Annotated in this window: 16 protein-coding genes and 1 tRNA gene; 11 read left to right on the forward strand and 6 right to left on the reverse strand. The window is 42.6% G+C overall.

What is annotated here, in order from left to right; translation table 11 throughout:
• Positions 1 to 71 precede the first annotated feature (71 nt).
• Genes MR764_RS07700 through MR764_RS07715 form a run of 4 tightly spaced genes read left to right on the forward strand, consistent with a single transcriptional unit; the run spans position 72 to position 2,031 of the window.
• On the forward strand, positions 72 to 326 hold the full coding sequence (locus tag MR764_RS07700) for a hypothetical protein (RefSeq protein WP_247978828.1): 255 nt from the start codon (positions 72 to 74) through the stop codon (positions 324 to 326).
• A 30-nt stretch (positions 327 to 356) separates the two neighbouring features.
• The gene (locus MR764_RS07705) at positions 357 to 890 is read left to right on the forward strand and encodes a hypothetical protein (protein WP_247978829.1); all 534 of its coding nucleotides are present in this window, start codon (positions 357 to 359) and stop codon (positions 888 to 890) included.
• 36 nt (positions 891 to 926) lie between these two features.
• A complete protein-coding gene (locus MR764_RS07710; RefSeq protein ID WP_247978830.1) occupies positions 927 to 1,808 on the forward strand; it encodes a hypothetical protein in 882 nt (293 codons plus the stop codon).
• Positions 1,795 to 2,031 carry a hypothetical protein gene (locus tag MR764_RS07715; protein WP_247978831.1) on the forward strand — a complete coding sequence of 79 codons (237 nt, stop codon included), beginning with the start codon at positions 1,795 to 1,797 and terminating at the stop codon, positions 2,029 to 2,031. Before MR764_RS07710 ends, MR764_RS07715 begins: the two co-directional genes overlap by 14 nt.
• Before the next feature lie 118 nt (positions 2,032 to 2,149).
• On the opposite strand, the gene MR764_RS07720 is transcribed toward MR764_RS07715, so the two are convergent.
• Both MR764_RS07720 and MR764_RS07725 read right to left on the reverse strand, forming a co-directional pair.
• A tRNA-Ile gene (locus tag MR764_RS07720) sits at positions 2,150 to 2,224 on the reverse strand.
• A 141-nt stretch (positions 2,225 to 2,365) separates the two neighbouring features.
• Positions 2,366 to 3,874, reverse strand: coding sequence for a Gfo/Idh/MocA family oxidoreductase (locus MR764_RS07725; RefSeq protein WP_247978832.1), 1,509 nt, complete (start codon positions 3,872 to 3,874; stop codon positions 2,366 to 2,368).
• A 324-nt stretch (positions 3,875 to 4,198) separates the two neighbouring features.
• Here MR764_RS07725 and MR764_RS07730 point away from each other — a divergent pair, with 324 nt between their 5' ends.
• The gene (locus MR764_RS07730) at positions 4,199 to 4,624 is read left to right on the forward strand and encodes an OsmC family peroxiredoxin (protein WP_247978833.1); all 426 of its coding nucleotides are present in this window, start codon (positions 4,199 to 4,201) and stop codon (positions 4,622 to 4,624) included.
• Between the two features lie 57 nt (positions 4,625 to 4,681).
• Here MR764_RS07730 and MR764_RS07735 read toward each other — a convergent pair whose 3' ends face one another.
• From MR764_RS07735 to MR764_RS07750, 4 genes are all read right to left on the reverse strand, one after another.
• Positions 4,682 to 5,434 (reverse strand): LytTR family DNA-binding domain-containing protein, encoded by a 753-nt coding sequence (locus MR764_RS07735; protein WP_247978834.1) that lies wholly within the window; start codon positions 5,432 to 5,434, stop codon positions 4,682 to 4,684.
• Complete coding sequence (locus tag MR764_RS07740) at positions 5,431 to 6,483, reverse strand: histidine kinase (protein WP_247978835.1); 1,053 nt, start codon at positions 6,481 to 6,483, stop codon at positions 5,431 to 5,433. Before MR764_RS07740 ends, MR764_RS07735 begins: the two co-directional genes overlap by 4 nt.
• Before the next feature lie 127 nt (positions 6,484 to 6,610).
• Complete coding sequence (locus tag MR764_RS07745) at positions 6,611 to 7,429, reverse strand: hypothetical protein (protein WP_247978836.1); 819 nt, start codon at positions 7,427 to 7,429, stop codon at positions 6,611 to 6,613.
• Between the two features lie 183 nt (positions 7,430 to 7,612).
• A complete protein-coding gene (locus MR764_RS07750) occupies positions 7,613 to 9,298 on the reverse strand; it encodes a DEAD/DEAH box helicase (RefSeq protein WP_247978837.1) in 1,686 nt (561 codons plus the stop codon).
• Positions 9,299 to 9,515: 217 nt separating this feature from the next.
• Between MR764_RS07750 and MR764_RS07755 the strand changes: the two genes are divergently transcribed.
• The 6 genes from MR764_RS07755 to MR764_RS07780 all read left to right on the forward strand — a co-directional run bounded on the left by MR764_RS07755 (position 9,516) and on the right by MR764_RS07780 (position 17,058).
• Positions 9,516 to 10,346, forward strand: coding sequence for an outer membrane beta-barrel protein (locus MR764_RS07755; RefSeq protein ID WP_247978838.1), 831 nt, complete (start codon positions 9,516 to 9,518; stop codon positions 10,344 to 10,346).
• Positions 10,347 to 10,366: 20 nt separating this feature from the next.
• On the forward strand, positions 10,367 to 11,131 hold the full coding sequence (locus MR764_RS07760; protein ID WP_247978839.1) for a creatininase family protein: 765 nt from the start codon (positions 10,367 to 10,369) through the stop codon (positions 11,129 to 11,131).
• A gap of 228 nt (positions 11,132 to 11,359) precedes the next feature.
• Positions 11,360 to 13,516: a S46 family peptidase gene (locus MR764_RS07765; RefSeq protein ID WP_247978840.1), complete on the forward strand. Its 2,157-nt coding sequence runs from the start codon at positions 11,360 to 11,362 to the stop codon at positions 13,514 to 13,516.
• A 125-nt stretch (positions 13,517 to 13,641) separates the two neighbouring features.
• Positions 13,642 to 14,103 (forward strand): ribonuclease HI, encoded by a 462-nt coding sequence (gene rnhA / locus MR764_RS07770; RefSeq protein WP_247978841.1) that lies wholly within the window; start codon positions 13,642 to 13,644, stop codon positions 14,101 to 14,103.
• A gap of 79 nt (positions 14,104 to 14,182) precedes the next feature.
• A complete protein-coding gene (locus MR764_RS07775; RefSeq protein ID WP_247978842.1) occupies positions 14,183 to 15,076 on the forward strand; it encodes a phosphatidylserine decarboxylase in 894 nt (297 codons plus the stop codon).
• Between the two features lie 89 nt (positions 15,077 to 15,165).
• Positions 15,166 to 17,058 carry a glycoside hydrolase family 97 protein gene (locus MR764_RS07780; RefSeq protein WP_247978843.1) on the forward strand — a complete coding sequence of 631 codons (1,893 nt, stop codon included), beginning with the start codon at positions 15,166 to 15,168 and terminating at the stop codon, positions 17,056 to 17,058.
• The last annotated feature ends 124 nt before the right edge of the window (positions 17,059 to 17,182 follow it).

Raw genomic sequence — 17,182 nt, forward strand, 5'->3', positions numbered from 1 at the left:
TGCAGCACGGATTGAGAGAGGCTTTAGAACCGGGAAAATCAATCAAATAACAATATCCATAAACACAAACTATGGACGAGAAGAAATTATTTAATGCTTATGAGGGACTAAAAGGATTTGACCCCACAGCAAAAGGGAGTGGTCCAAGACCAATAGATGTACCTATGGATGAATGTATAACACAGACTGAATGGGATGGCTACACCAAGGCAAAGGAAGCATGTGAAAAAAGAGGTGGAAATTGGCAACGTGAAAGAAATGAAAGACACGATAAAATTGCAAGGATGTATGCAACAGGATGTAGAATCGTAGATGATATGTGTTGATGCTTTTGTGGTCAATTAAATCTAAATATTATGGCTAAACTAACCGATTTCCAGTTTTTAGAGAATGTACTTATTTACAGTTCAAGAATTGCAGTCTACACTGAGAAGCTTGATGAAGGAAATTTTCTCAATGACAGAAAAACTGTTGATGCAGTGTTATACTGTGTGCTACAATTTGGTAAAAACGTATCCTCAATATCTGACGGTTTTAAGAAAAATCATACTGAAATTATGGGGATGGATTGGGCAATGTTAGCAATTTTATATTCGGATGACCATTTTGATGAGGAAGAACTTTGGGATATTGTCTATGGAGATGATGTTGGTATTCTGAAATTCTACCCTGTTATTGAATCAATGTATTTGAGAGAAAGGCAGAAACTAGGGAACAGTGAAATTGCAAGAATACCAGCAAGAGCGTTTAAAACAGAAGATACTCTACCTCTAAGAAAAGGGAAGGTGCAAAGTTTTAAGTTTGACGCTTCCATAGATAAAAAGAGAGGTTTTAATCCCATGAATCATATTACATCACATAGTTCAATTTGGACTGTAAAAAAGAGATAAAATAATATCTGTTTAAAAAGTGACAAAACTAAACTAATGAGTACAGATTTAAAGATTAAATATCAAGGACAAGCACACGAAATTGATGCTAATGTCTTTATAAATAGCCTTCTTCACACTACAACATTAATTCAGGAGATTAATAGGGAATTAAATACAGGAGCTAAGATTGAAGTCAAAATAAAAGCTCTTGAAAAGGGTAGTTTTTTAGTTCACATCCAACTGATTGAGACAGTCATAGATTCACTTAAAAACATCTTTACTGCTGAAAACATTGCTGTTGGAGGGACTATAATAGGTGGACTAGTAGGATTAGTTGAATTAAAGAAGTTTTTAAAAGGTGATAAGCCTGAAGTTATAAAAAGAGAGGGAGAAGATGTAACAATAAAAAACGGGAAAGGAGATATTACTGTTTTTAAGAATTTTACCGTAAACATGTATCAAACAAACCAAGTTGCAAGAGATAGTCTTGAACAAGGTTTTGAAACATTAAACAATGATCCCTCTATTGATGGTATTGAGTTCACTGATGTTAATGAAAAACCACTTCTTACTGTAAATAGGGATGATTTTGGTGATTTGATAACAAGAAGTGAGGAAATATTGAATGGAGATAAAATAACCACCAAAAGTGCAAAGTTGAATATTGTACGATTATCATTTGATGAAAATCTCAATTGGGAATTTTATTATCATGGGAATAAGATTGGTGCAAGAATAAAAGACCCAAGTTTTTTTGAAAAAATTAATAACGGAGAAACCTTTGCCAAAGGTGACACTCTTGAAGTTGAACTACAAATCAGACAGAAATTTGATTCAACAGTAAACACATATATAAATAAGTCATATCAAGTCAATCGTATAATAAATCATTTTCCAAGGGATGAGCAACAGAAATTGGATTTTGAACGAAATTGAAAGAAAATATGTTTTTTCTTTTGGCTTTTCACTTCAAAAGGTTAATCAACAAGACACAACACCTAAAAAAGTATTTGTCCTTGGAGTCTATGCCAGTGCTGTTCATGCTAAGTGGATAGATGCAGCAGGCAAAGTAAAGGTCAATGCCTTAGCAGTAACTAGTGAGCCAGAGATATTCTGGAAAGGAGAAGGTGCTCAGCAGATTATTGATGAAATCATTTGACAAGATAGTCTTCTTTTAGTTGCTCTCTGTTACTATTTATCTCTTAATTTGTATGTATCTGGTATGTATCAAATAAAAAAAGCAGCTAAGAAATGTTCTTAACTGCTTGATTTTTAAGTGGGCCCAACTGGGCTTGAACCAGTGACCCCCTGATTATGAGTCAGGTGCTGCTAACCAACTGAGCTATGGGCCCTAAATGAAAATCGAATGTTACTTATGATTTTCGGAGTGCAAGTTTACAACTTTGCCCGAAAATACGCAAGTTTTTTTACCTTTTTAAAGATAAGAAAAGGGTGTCTTCTACAGACACCCTTCGCTATCCAAAAATCTTTTATTATGCAGGCATATCTGGCAAGCTCCAAGGCTTACGATAAGTATGCTTAATCAATTCAGCTGCAAATTCTTTCGCCGGAACCGGATCTGTCCATGTTTTGTGGAATGTTGGGTGACCGTCGTGAATTTCAAAACCATCTTTGATAACTGTTTTGATTTTTTCGTCATCAGTAAGGTTCGTGAATTCCATTTTTTCACCATCCCAATCCAGTTCTTTATTCAACGACTGCAAACGAACACCTAAAACACCCATTACAACCATTTCGTTGAATGGACCAGCTTCGCTAAAGTCAGAAGCAGTTTTTACACGGTTTTCAGGACTTTCTTTACAAGCGCGTACCCAATCCATTTCGTGGCTGGTTTCTACCCTGCGACGGAATTTAGGAGCATCAGGTTTACGACCTGAAAGCAACCATGGATTAACGCCATAGCAACCACAAATCAGTTTGTCTTTTGTTCCGTGGAAAATTACACCACCGCCGCTATCATTTGGATTTTTACCATCTGGCCATCCTTCCGGTAACATCGGCTTAATACCACCATCATACCAATACACATCAACCTGAGGAAGCGTGTTTTTCTTCAAGCCTTTCCATGGTTTCTCGGCATTTGCCTTACGGGCCGGATAAGTCAGTTTTACCGATTGAGCGGTTGGGGCACAATCTTGTAAAAGAAGGGTTGAATTACCCTGAGTATGAATTGGGTAACCCAAATCGAGACCAACAAATACCGGATGAAGAATATGACAAGCCATATCGCCAAGAGCACCTGTACCGTAGTCCCACCAGCCACGCCAGTTCCATGGGTGATACACCTGGTTAAACGGACGCATTTTTGCAGGACCTGTAAATAAATCCCAGTCTAATGTTTCCGGAACCCAGTCTCCTCTTTCAGGAGTGTTCAAACCTTGCGGCCAAATTGGACGGTCGGTGAAAGCTTCCACTTTTGTAACTTCACCAATTTCGCCATTTGCCAACCATTCAGTGGTCAGGTTTACACCTTCGCCAGAAGAACCCTGGTTACCCATCTGAGTGGCCACTTTGTATTTGGCGGCGAGTTTTGTTAATAAACGTGATTCATAAACGGTGTGAGTCAAAGGCTTTTGAACATACACATGTTTGCCCATTGCAATCGCGTGGGCAGCAATAATAGCATGCGTATGGTCGGCAGTTGCCACAACAACGCCATCAATGTTCTTGCCTAATTCATCGTACATCTTACGCCAGTCTTTGTACATTTTGGCGTTCGGATGCGCTTTGAACACCGGATCAGCGTATTTCCAGTCAACGTCGCAAAGTGCATAGATGTTCTCAGAAGCAAGATTTTTAATGTTAGCGTTACCCATTCCACCAATACCTACGGCAGCAATATTGAGCTTGTCGCTGGGGGCTTTATGCCCCAATCCGGCCACGGCGTGACGCGGAACGATAGTAAGTCCGGCAGCGGCAACCGCTGTAGTACCCAGGAAGGCTCTTCTCGAGACCATTCCACTGTTTTCTTTTTCTTTCATGATAAATGTAGTTTTAATCGGATAGGTTTTAATACTAAAACTTTTAAAAAAACTGTTAAATATAGCGATATTCACAGGACACACAACCCAACATGCTGTTAAATAGTTAAACCTCCCCATTATTTTTTTGACGCATCGCACAACAATAACGGAATCATTTCATCTCCACAAGCCTGACTATTAGATAGTTACTACAAGCATTATAGCTGAATTCTATTTTGGTTCAAGAAAATCGATTTGACTGGAGGCAGATGAAAGACTAAATTTGTTTGTCGTCGGGAAACCGGACAAGTTTTTAAAAAACCAAAAGAAAAATTACAAGTCATGACAGTAAGAAAAGTAAAATCAGTATGGAATGGCACTTTGAAAAAAGGTGCAGGTAAAATGGATATAACCGGGTACAGTGGCCCGTTCACTTTCGCATCTCGTTTTGAAAACGGAAAAGGAACAAATCCGGAAGAACTTGTGGGCGCAGCTCATTCAGGCTGTTACTCCATGTTTCTTTCAGCATTGATCAGCGGTGAAGGACTGACACCTGAAAGCATTGAAACCGAAGCATCGGTTACGTTGGGCGAACTCGACGGAGGACCGGCAATTACCAACATTACGCTCGATTGCCTTGTTAAATGCGAAGGACTCGCACAAGACAAATTCGACGAGCTGGCGTTGGCAGCAAAAGCCAAATGCCCGATCTCAAGACTTTATGCAGGCGGAACAGCAACCATTGAACTAAATGCGAAACTGGTATAGTAAAATATTTTTTTACACTAAAAAACACAACAAACAGGAGCTCTCAAGGCTCCTTTTTTATTTATCCATCCAGCGTTTAAAATCCGTTACTTTATCGCGGCTGACGATAATGCCCTCTTCAAAATCTTTTTCAAGTTTAAGTTTTAACCGGTTTGTTGAATAACTGACTACCTCTACAATACAATTAATATTCACCAGAAAATTCCGGTTGACTCTGAAAAACTGCTCCGGATCGACCAGCGACTGGAGTTGATCCAGCGATTGATCCAGATCGTAAATTTTTCCTTCCGCCGTCTTTAGAAAAGTATTCCGCTCTTCAACAAAAAAGCAGCAAATCCGCGATACCGGTACCGATTGAAAGCGCATTCCTATTTTTATAAAAAACCGTGACTTGTAGCGGTTGGAAACATTTTCGATAACACGCCGAACTTTCAACTCAAAATCGAGTTGCTCGTTGTATTTTTTTTTGAACTTCAAAAGAGCCCCGGCAAGTTCTTCCCTATTAATTGGTTTTAACAGATAATCGACACTGTTTACTTTGAACGCGCGAATGGCATATTCGTCGAAAGCGGTAGTGAAGATAACAGGTGCCTCTATTTTTACCTCATCAAAAATCTCGAATGAAATCCCGTCTTCAAGCTGAATATCCATAAAAACAAGATCAGGCGACGAATGGGAAGAAAACCAGTTAACAGCCTCTTCCACCGACTCAAGCACTTTCAATACTTTAATTTGCTGATCGACGGCCTGCAGTATATCAGCTAAACGTTCTGCGGCCAGTCGTTCGTCTTCAACAATTACTACATTCATGATAATTCGGTTTTTACAGGAACTTTCACCACAAATTCTTCCATTGTCTTTTGAATTTCAATTTCCCTTCCTAAAATAAGCCGGCATCTTTCATTCAGGTTTTTAAGCCCAATTTCTGAACTCGCTTTTAGTTGATTACGGGGCTGCAGATTATTTCGCACGGTTAGTTTGTCCAATCCTTCAAAATGAATCGTAATCAACAAGGGCTCTTTTCGTGATGCGACATTGTGCTTCAACGCGTTTTCAACCAGCATCTGAAGCGAAACAGGCATTATCAGCGCATTCTCAGGCCCGTTACGTTCAATCTTCAACTCGATTTTCTCCTGATCGCGAACCTGTTGCAACGCAAAATAGTCGCGCACAAAAGAAAGCTCCGAAGAAACCGGAACAAGGTCCTTTTCCTGGTTTTCCAGTACATAACGGTAAACGGAAGATAGCTTCTGAATAAATTTTTCAGACTGCTCGGGATCTTTGCCAACCAACGAAGATAAAGTATTCAGGCTGTTGAAAAGAAAATGCGGATTTACCTGGCTTTTCAGCGTTTCGTATTGGAAAATCAGTTTTTCCTCCCGCAACTTTTGCATGCTTTTTACAACATCGGTCCACTGTGTATAAAAGAAAAACAGAGCCCCAAACGCAAAGCCGATAAGTGTTGCAAGCAAAAACGTTTTTAATTCGGGGTACATAAGGCCTGGAACAAATTCAGAAAAACCGGCACCCGAACGAATAAAATAAAAAAGATAAAGTGTCAGAAACAAAGTGAAAGCGATCAACAATACACTTACATAAAAAAGCGCCAGCCTGAGTATGGTTTTCTGAACGAACTTTGGACTTTCGGGTTTGATGGACCGAAAGAAAAGATGCCCCAGCCAAAGGAACAACTCGAGCTGCAAAAAAGTGAGGAGCAACATATTGTCCAATCCGGCATGAAATATTCGTTGGAAAAGAACCAAACTAAAAATAGTGGAAATAAAAACTGCTCCGGCTGCCACTTTTAGGTGATAGACAATTTTTCGGGTTATCGTTTTATGGATTTCTGCCTGTAACATGTTGACGATTTGAAAATAATAAAAGTCTGTATTCGAACAGTTTGTTTTTTAATCGATGATGAGATATTATTTTACTCCTGACAAAAAGAGGAAAGTTTGGAAAAATCCAAACCTCGCTGTACAACCATTAAAGCAGCTTTTTCATCGTTATCTCGCGTGTGATATTGAGTGCTTGTTTCTGTGTCTGCTCCGGGAGGATCATTTCCATGATCACATCTTCGTACAACACGGCGTGTTCAATCTCTTTGTCTTCCAGCGACACCCAAATGGTTCCCCAATAATGGCTCCTTCCTTTCATATTCATACCTTCGGCTGTTACTTCCAGTGGGTTTCTGAAAGTACGATAGTTGATTACGGCACACGTTTCTCCGTTACGTTCCGAAATTCCGGTCCAGGTTAACCGAACGTCCTTATTTTCAAAAAAGCCTTCTCCGGCCAAATCGATTTTCCCGTTAAAATCTTTTGCCGCATAATCTTCATTTAACTTCAGGCTGCCAAAATTGCTCCACGCGAAACCTTCGATTGCGAGCATATCCCACACCAGGTTCTTGGTAAAGGCACTGTACTCTTTAAAGGTTACAAACTTATCGGCCTTAATCATGTCCTCTCCCGGGAAATAGGTGAAATCTTCCATGTACGAAATTGGTGTTCCCTGTGAGAATTCTGCGTTCTCCGCCATCGACATTGCCACCGATACATTGTTCCATTTCACCTCTCCTCCGTCCAAACCACGGGTATATTCACCCTTCACACGCATTTTATTAATAAAATGGCAGAAGATATCGCTGGTGAAATGGTCGGTAATTACTTCGTACTTCTGAATCTCATTTTTTAGCTGAAGATCCTTTGGAAGCGTTTTCATTTCTTCCAACGAAAAGCTGTTTTGGGCGCTTGCGAATGAAGAGATGGTCATCGCAACCAGCAGGTAAATTGTTTTTGTTTTCATGACTTTGAGTTTTTATTGATTTATGAATCAAAACTCGTAAGTCGGACCAACAATTGAAAAAAAGAAATGCTGAGTGGGGTATTTTTTACTACGAACCGGAGAAAAGCTTTCTGAAAATTTTGGAGGATAGAAGAAAAATAAAAAAAGCTGCCGGAACCCGACAGCTTTTGTATAGCGTAATTTCTATTTCTTTTTGTTCGCTAACTCGATATTCACTTTCTGACCTTTAAAACGCGCATTTTTAAAGGCTTTTACAATATCCCTTTCATAACGGTTGTCGAGTTCAAAAAATGAAAAACCTTTCAGTACCTCAATACTTCCGATCTCCACACTTTTACCCGGCATTTGCTGGTTGATCATATCGATAATCGAACGCTTGCTGATGCCGTTCTTTTTTCCCATGCTAAAAAAGAAGCGGGAGTATTGATAATCGCCGCGACGACCTTTGCCGCCTCTTTCCGGCCGTCCCCTCTCACCTCTCTCAGAGCGGCCACGGGCATTCCGGTCTTTCCGGTCTTCCTTCCGTTCGTCGTACCCGTGTTCATCCACGTTGATATCCTGTGCCCCTTCGTAATACGTAAGGAAACGATTGAATTCTACCGAAACAAAATGTTTGATCAACTCTTCACGATCGAGCCACGCCAGTTTTTTATAAATAACGGGCATGTATTGTTCAATCTCATCCTCATTCACTTCAACTTTTTCTACCTTATCAATCAGGTTAAAAAGCTGCTTCTCACATATTTCTCTTCCTTGCGGAACATCTTGTTTTTCAAACTTCCTGCCCAATTTGCGCTCTACATCTCTCAGCTTTCCCTTTTCACGCATGTGAATCAGAGTAATGGAAATACCCTTTTTCCCGGCTCGTCCGGTTCGTCCACTCCGGTGAATATATACTTCAGGATCGTCGGGCAAGTTGTAATTGATAACATGGGTAAGATTATTTACATCCAGCCCACGTGCTGCCACGTCGGTAGCAACCAGCATTTGCAAATGTCCGGAACGAAAACGAGCCATTACATGGTCGCGCTGTGCCTGTGAAAGATCACCGTGAAGCGCATCGGCATTGTACCCGTCCTGCATCAGTTTATCGGCCACTTCCTTGGTTTCCATACGGGTGCGGCAGAAAATAATGCTGTAAATATTCGGATTAATGTCGGCTACCCGTTTTAACGCCAGGTAACGGTCTTTGGCATGCACCAGGTAATAATGGTGTTCCACGTTTTCAGAACCGGTATTCTTCTTCCCTACAGAAATTTCGTGCGGATTGTCCATATATTTACTGGCAATCGAAACAATTTCTGCAGGCATGGTTGCCGAAAATAAAAGCGTTTGTTTTTCGGCCGGCGTATCTTTCAGAATTCCATCCAGGTCGTCTTTAAAACCCATGGAAAGCATCTCGTCAGCTTCGTCTAAAACCAGCCATTTTATTTCATTCACCCGCAACTTGCCGCGCTTGATCAAGTCGAGTGTTCTCCCTGGAGTTCCAACTACAATCTGTGCACCCTTTTCCAACGAATTGATCTGCGCTCTAATATCAGCACCCCCATATAACACCGCAATATTAAATTTGCTCATGTTCTTTGAAAAGGTGTTCAGATCGTTCGCAATCTGCATCGCCAACTCACGGGTTGGGCTCAGAATCAAAGCCTGTGGAGCTTTTAAGGTGTTATCTATCTGCTGAATAATGGGCAGGCCAAAAGCTGCTGTTTTCCCGGTTCCGGTTTGTGCCAATGCTACCATATCCTGGTCGCTCTCCAGTAAAAACGGAACTGCTTTTTCCTGTATCGGCGTGGGCTGTTCAAATCCTAGCTCCTGAATAGCGCTCAAAATTTCGGACCGTAAACCCATTGATTCAAATAAACTCATTATCTAATTTTATAAAGTGGGCGCAAAGGTATTTCTTTTATTTGTATTTCAGCTATTTATGGCACTCATTCCATCAAATTTAACGTTCTTTCCCACATGAAAACGAATTGTTCATTTTCCATACAATATTCGATTTCAATTTAACGCGGCATTCCTTCCCCTTATTTCGCTGATTCCCTTAAATTTGCAAAACCAAATTCATTCAAAAATTATGTGTATGAATGGGCACACTTCATCAAAAGCGAAACAAAACCTCACCCGGTTTTTTCTGATTATTTTTCTACTTGTATTCTCCTGTACCAGTATTTTAGCGCAGGATCAGGATACAGTTCCGGCATCTGTCTACAAACCGGAGAAAGCGTTAAAGCGAATTCACATCCGTCAGCTTACCAAAAACGGATTCAAATTCTGGCAAGACGATTTTTCAGGACATTGGGCAGGAATCGATTTTGGATTTAACCTGCTTCTTAATCCAGATTACAAGGATTACAACTCCGAATTTATGGACATTGACGAGCTGCGGTCGAATTCGGCCTACTTCAATGTTTTGCAACAAAGCATCGGTCTGCAGTGCAACCGCAATAAAATAGGCCTGGTCACCGGTCTCGGACTTCACCTTCAGGGATACAGGCTAAACGACAACATCACCATTTTTCGCGACGGGAACAGCGTTATCCAACCCGAATCGCTGGTGGCAAATGACAATCAGAAATCAAAACTCGCACTGATCTCTTTTATGGTGCCGGTATTGCTCGAATTTCAGATTCCGGTAAATCACTACGACAACCGGATCTATTTTTCGGCAGGCCCCTACGGCGAGGTTAAACTAAACAGTCATACCAAAGTAAAATACAAAACCGACCAAAAGGAAAAGTTAAAAGTGGGGGATCACTTTTCGCTGCGCGACTTTCGCTATGGTTTAATGGTACGAACCGGCTACCGAAGCATCAACTTTTTTGCTACCTGCGATCTGGTTCCTTTGTTTCGCGATGAAAGAGGGCCAGAATTAACACCTTTTACGGTTGGGATTACATTGATCAGATTTTAATACAATAAATATAAACTAGCATGAAACCATTTATTCTGGAACAAACCAACTGGAAACAAATCAAAAACACCCAATACGATATCGCCATATTGCCCTGGGGCGCTACCGAGCCGCACAACTATCACCTGCCTTATGGTACCGACTCGCTGGAAACCAGCAAAGTTTCGCAGGAGTCGGCAGCCAAAGCCTGGGCAAACGGAACAAAAGTTATGGTACTACCGGTTATTCCGCTGGGCAGCCAGAATCCCGGGCAGATCGATATGCCGTTTTGTTTGCATACGCCGCCTTCTACCCAGCTGATGATATTAAAAGACATCGTAAGAGCACTCAACCGTCAGGGAATAAAAAAACTGGTGATTATTAACGGACACGGAGGCAACGATTTCAAGCCGATGATTCGCGAACTTTTGCCCCAATTCCCCGAAATGTTTCTTTCGCTGGTCGAATGGTTCAAAATCACAACCAGCGTTAACTATTTTGAAGAAGCCGGAGATCATGCCGACGAAATGGAAACCAGTGTTGTAATGCATTATTACCCCGAACTGGTACTGCCGCTCGACGAAGCCGGGGAAGGAACAGCCAAAAAGCATAAACTAAAAGCTTTCCGCGAAAAAACCGCATGGTCACCCCGCCCCTGGGATAAAGTGACGGAAGACACCGGCATTGGAAACCCCAAAAAAGCTACGGCAGAAAAAGGAAAAAGGTTTGTGGAAGAAGTAACGAACAAAATTGCCGCCTACCTAACCGAATTGGCGCTTTGCGACGTTAACGACCTTTACGAATAGCCCACTTTGACTCTTTTAAAATAAAAAGTTTGCAGTGTGTAATATTTATGCTGCAGGTGATACTTATGGGTGAAACCTGACCAGTATAAAACCTGATTTCTTCCGGCTAACCGCCAGTTAGAGAATTAATTTTGTATTTGTACGGTTCGAATAAACACGATAAATATCACTACAGAAAATGTAGGAAAAATTATATTTGCAAACTTTATTAAATTGAAACGATTAACAATGATTAGAAAAATTAAACTCCTGCTGCTACTCAGCGTATTTGCGATTGGCACCGCAGTGGCCGATGAAGGAATGTGGCTGCCCTCGCTCATTCACAAACTGAACATTAATACAATGCAGCAAATGGGTTGCGAGCTTAGCGCCGACGACATTTACAGCATCAACCATTCGAGCCTGAAAGATGCTATTGTGGCACTCGATCACGGAAGCTGTACGGCCGAAGTAGTTTCAAAAGATGGATTATTATTAACCAACCACCATTGTGGTTTTGGCGAAATACAACAACATTCGAGCGTTGAACACGATTACCTCGAAGATGGTTTCTGGGCCATGAGCCGCGAAGAAGAACTTCCGAATCCGGGCAAAACCGTAACCTTCCTGATCAGCGTAGAAGATGTAACCGCTAAGGTTCTCGAAAATGTTAACGACGACATGACAGAGGAAGAAAGAAACAAAGCGGTACGCAAAACACTCGACCAGCTCACAAAAGAAGCAAAAGGCGATTCGCATTACGAAGTGTATGCCCGCGACTTCTTCAATTCTAACCAATACTTTGTTTTTGTTACCGAAACCTTCAGAGATGTGCGTTTGGTAGGCGCTCCTCCACAGGCACTCGGTAAATTTGGCGGCGACACCGACAACTGGATGTGGCCCCGTCATACCAACGATTTCTCGATGTTCCGTATCTATTGCGGCCCCGATGGCTTGCCTGCCGACTACTCGAAAGACAATGTACCTTACCAGCCAAAACATTCTTTGCCCATTTCGTTAAAAGGCGTAAAAGAAGGTGATTTTGCGATGGTCTTTGGCTATCCGGGAAGTACTTCCAGGTACAAAACATCTTATGGTATTGATTACACCATGAAAGTAACCAACACCGCACGTGTTGAAGTTCGCGAGAAAAAGCTCGACATTATTTCAGAATATATGGCATCGAGCCAAAAAGCAAAAATCCAGTACGCTTCAAAACATGCCCGTAGCGCCAACTACTACAAAAATGCCATTGGCATGAACGAAGCCTTGACGAAACTAAAAGTTATCGATCAGAAAAAAGCGCTGGAAGACGAGTTTACAGCCTGGGTAAATGCCGATCAGGCCAGAAAAGCCAAATACGGTGAAGCCCTCGGGTTGATCGAAAACTACTACTCGGATGTAGAAAACGACAAAGCCCGCGAGTTCATGACCGAAGCTTTGCTGCGCGGCCCCGAAATTTTCACTTTCGCCTACCGGGTAAAACCAATGGTTGAAATGCTGAAAGACCCGGAAAGCAACAAAGACAGGATTGAACGTTATGCTGAATTCCTGAAAATAATGGCTGACGATTTTTTCAAAGATTACGATGCCAGTACCGACGAAAAGGTGTCGGCCGCATTGATGAAAATTTATGCACAGGAAACTAAACCTGCGCTCCAGCCAACTTGCTACCAGGAAATTCAGAAGAAATACAAAGGCGACTACGAAAAATTTGCCGCCCAGATGTTCAACAAAACGGTTTTTGACAACAAGGAAGAATACCTCGCCTTTTTGGACAACCCAAGCCCGAAAGTACTCGAAAAAGACCTGGCTTTCCAAACAGCGGTTCAGATCTACGAGAAATACAACGAAATCAGGAATTTGGTGGATGCCCGCAGCGATATCCTGGAAAAAGGCGAACGCCTGTTTGTTGCCGGTTTAATGGAAATGCAGCCCAACAAAAAATTCTATCCCGATGCCAATTCCACCATGCGTTTAACCTACGGCAAAGTATTGGATTACGATCCGCGCGATGGTGTAACTTACAAGTACTACACCACTACCGACGGTTACCTGGAAAAAGAAATTCCGGGCGATTATGAATTCAATGTACCCGCCCGTATGAAAGAACTGCTGCTGGCAAAAGATTTCGGACAATATGCCGATGCTGACGGTAAATTGCACGCTTGTTTTATTACCAACAACGACATTACCGGAGGAAACTCGGGAAGCCCGGTTATCAACGGCAAAGGTGAACTGATCGGTGTTGCCTTCGACGGCAACTGGGAAGCCATGAGTGGCGACCTGGCCTTCGAAGAAAACCTGCAACGCTGTATCAATGTCGATATCCGCTTTGTACTGTGGGTAATCGATGTATATGCCGGTGCCGATCACCTCATCGACGAAATGCAGATCATCAGATAAGCTTCAAAAAAGATATATAAGTAAGACCTCGTCAGTTTGGCGGGGTTTTATTTTTATGAGCAAATTAATTCTTGTTTATTTCAACGATTACTCACTACTTTGCACTGAAAACTTACAACGAAAAGATGGCTCGACCGCAAATTACCATATATACCGACGGGGCAGCCCGAGGAAACCCGGGACCTGGAGGATACGGCGCTGTGCTGCTTTCGGGGCCACACCGGAAAGAACTCTCGGAAGGCTACAAATTAACCACCAACAACCGCATGGAGTTGCTGGCTGTTATTGTTGCGCTTGAATCGCTAAAAATCGAAGGCTGCGATGTTACCGTTTACACCGATTCGAAATATGTGGCCGATGCGGTTGAAAAAGGGTGGGTGTTTAATTGGGTGAAAAAACGTTTTAAAGACAAAAAAAACCCTGACCTTTGGATGCGTTTTCTGGAGATTTACAAAAAGCATCTGGTCAAATTTATTTGGGTGAAGGGACACGCCAACAACCCACTCAACGAACGTTGCGATGAACTTGCAGTTGAAGCCTCGTTCAAACCCAATCTTTTGGAGGATGTGGGATACAAACCTGAATAAGTAAATGAAATATCGATGTTGGGCACTTCTTCTTTTGGCATTGATTGCATGCCGTAGGGAAGGTGAAGCGGATAAAAAAATGGAGACCATAAAATACATAGAAAGAGCAAGTGGGGAAACAAAAACAGAGAATGTACCCAGCGAAGGAATGCTAAAATGGTTGTATTCATCTGCATCAGGAAAGGCCACCCTGCATTTGCTGTTTAAACGTAAAATTGTTTCTGCTCTTGGTGGCTGGTACATGAATACCGGCTGGTCGGCCAAACGAATTCCGGGTTTTATACAAGAGCACAGCATCGATCTCAACGAATACGAAATTTCGAATATCGAAGAATATAAAACATTTAATGAGTTCTTTTACAGAAAGCTGAAAGCAGGTGCACGGTCAATCGGAGAAGACATTGTTTCTCCGGCCGATGGAAAGATCCTGGTTTTTCCTACTCTTAAGGATGTTTCTTCCTTTTTTGTAAAAGGATCGGAATTTACGCTGAACAGCTTTCTGCGTAACGAAGAACTTGCAAAAAAATACGCCAACGGTTCCATGACCATTGTACGACTGGCTCCGCCCGACTATCACCGCTATCATTTCCCTGCATCGGGCACAGCTTCCGAATCGATGAAAATCAAAGGACATTATTACTCGGTTTCGCCTCTGGCCTTGCGCGGCAGCCTCGAAATCTTCTGCGAAAACAAACGCGAATACTGCACACTTACTACTGCTGATTACGGCGACATTCTGATCATGGATGTGGGCGCCACCATGGTGGGCAGCATTATTCAAACCTATTCCCCGGGACAGGTGAAAAAAGGCGACGAAAAAGGTTATTTTGCTTTTGGAGGCTCAACGCTCGTGCTGCTTTTCGAAGAAGGGAAAATCCATTTCAATCCCGATTTGATTGACAACACCCAAAAGAAACTGGAGACTACCGTGAAGATGGGAGAAACCATTGCGTCTCCGATAAATCCCGTCTAAAGTACTGTTTCACTCCGCACGTTTTTTTGAAAACTCCCTTACATTCTCGCCAACAATTGTGATATTTGGGTAATTAACGGAACTAAACCATGAAAAACCTAAGTCTCCTTATTCTTGCGCTTGTCTTTTTTGCCTGTAATCCCTCCCACTCTGTTGTTCTTCAAAGTCCCGATGGAAAGCTCCGGGTAACCGTCACCGCCAGCGATACAACTTTTGTTGTTTATTCTGTTGAATCCGAAGAAACTCCGCTGATTCAAAATTCAAAATTGGGCTTTACATTTGAAGATGCACCGGTTTTGGGCCGAAACATGGAAATTGTTTCCTCCTCCGAATTGCAGGTCAGCCAAAACTGGAAACCGGTTTATGGCGAACGCGCTGAAATTCCGGATGTGTATCACCAAACCGTCATTCATCTGAAAGAAACCATTGAACCGAAGCGCGAAATGGAACTCACGGTTCGCGCCTACAACGAAGGCATTGCCTTTCAATATACTTTGCTTTCACCTGCCAATACATCTCCGTTAACGATTCAGCAGGAACTCACCGAATTCTGTTTTCATAAAAATTACAATTGTTGGATGTCTGATCGGGCACAATCGGAATACAGGAAAGTTCCGATCAGCGAAATCACCGGTCCGGCCGAACGTCCGCTGGTGGTGGAAGCCGGTGAGAAGTATGTGGCACTTGGAGAGGCAAAACTTGTCGATTTCCCGCGCATGAAACTACAGGCCGGCGGGCAAGCCAACACGCTGGTCGCTATGTTGCACGATAGCCCCACCGTGAACCTGCCCTACACCACTCCCTGGCGAACCATCATGGTTGGAAATTCTCCGGGAGAATTACTGGAGCACAACTACTTTCTTCAAAATTTAAATGATCCGTGTGCGATTGAAGATGTTTCGTGGATTAAACCTGGGAAAGTGATTCGCGAGGTTACGCTCACTACCCGGGGCGGAATGGCCTGTGTGGATTTCGCAGCTGCCAACGGGCTGCAATACATTGAATTTGATGCCGGATGGTACGGTTTTGAGTACGACGACAATTCAGACGCAACAACCATCACTGTTGACCCGAAACGTTCACCCGGTCCGTTGGATCTGCAAAAAGTAATCGATTATGCCAACAGCAAAAACATCGGAATTATTCTATATGTGAACCGGCGGGCGCTGGAAAAACAGCTTGACGAAATACTTCCGCTGTACAAATCGTGGGGCGTGAAAGGCGTAAAATATGGTTTTGTGAACGTGGGTTCGCAGGAATGGACCACGTGGTTGCACGAGGCCGTAAGAAAAGCAGCCGAAAACCAGCTGATGGTCGATATTCACGACGAATACCGCCCCACCGGCTTTTCGCGCACTTACCCCAACCTGATGACACAGGAAGGCATCCGCGGCGATGAGGAAAGCCCGACGAATCAGCATACGCTTACGACACTTTTTACGCGAATGCTTGCCGGCGCAGGTGATAATACCATCTGCTATTATGCGCCTCGCGTTACTGAAAAAATGGGAGGACATGTTTCGCAACTGGCAAAAGCGGTGATGATGTACAGCCCCTGGCAATTTCTGTTCTGGTACGACCGGCCACCCAATTCGTCGGATGTGATTGGAGGCGTTCCCGGAGCCAAAGATTTTATCGTAAAAACTCCGGAACTCGAATTCTTCAAAAACATGCCCACGGTTTGGGACGAAACCAAAGTTCTGGAAGGAAAGATTGGTGAATATGCAACCCTGGCAAGGAAAACCGGTAACGATTGGTTTTTGGGTTCATTAACAGGAGAAAATCCGCGTACCGTTCAGCTAAAGTTGTCGTTTCTTGATCCGGGGAAAAAATATGAGGCAATTATTTACTCGAACGATCCGGAAGCAGAAGTACCTACGAAAGTGCGAATCGATCAAAGAGAAGTGAGTTCAGACTCAGAATTGAGTTTTGATATGGCTGCGAATTCGGGCTTGGCCATTCATTTCAAACCAACGTATTAAGTACACTGCTCCCCTTTTTAATGGGTCGACAAACGTACTGACTACGTTCCCTCACTTTTCAGTTGGCGGACAAACGTTATGGTAACGTTGCTCCACTTTTCAATCGGGGAACAAATGTTATGGT

It is taken from the genome of Maribellus sp. YY47 (assembly GCF_023111095.1).
Classification (GTDB): Bacteria; Bacteroidota; Bacteroidia; order Bacteroidales; family Prolixibacteraceae; genus Draconibacterium.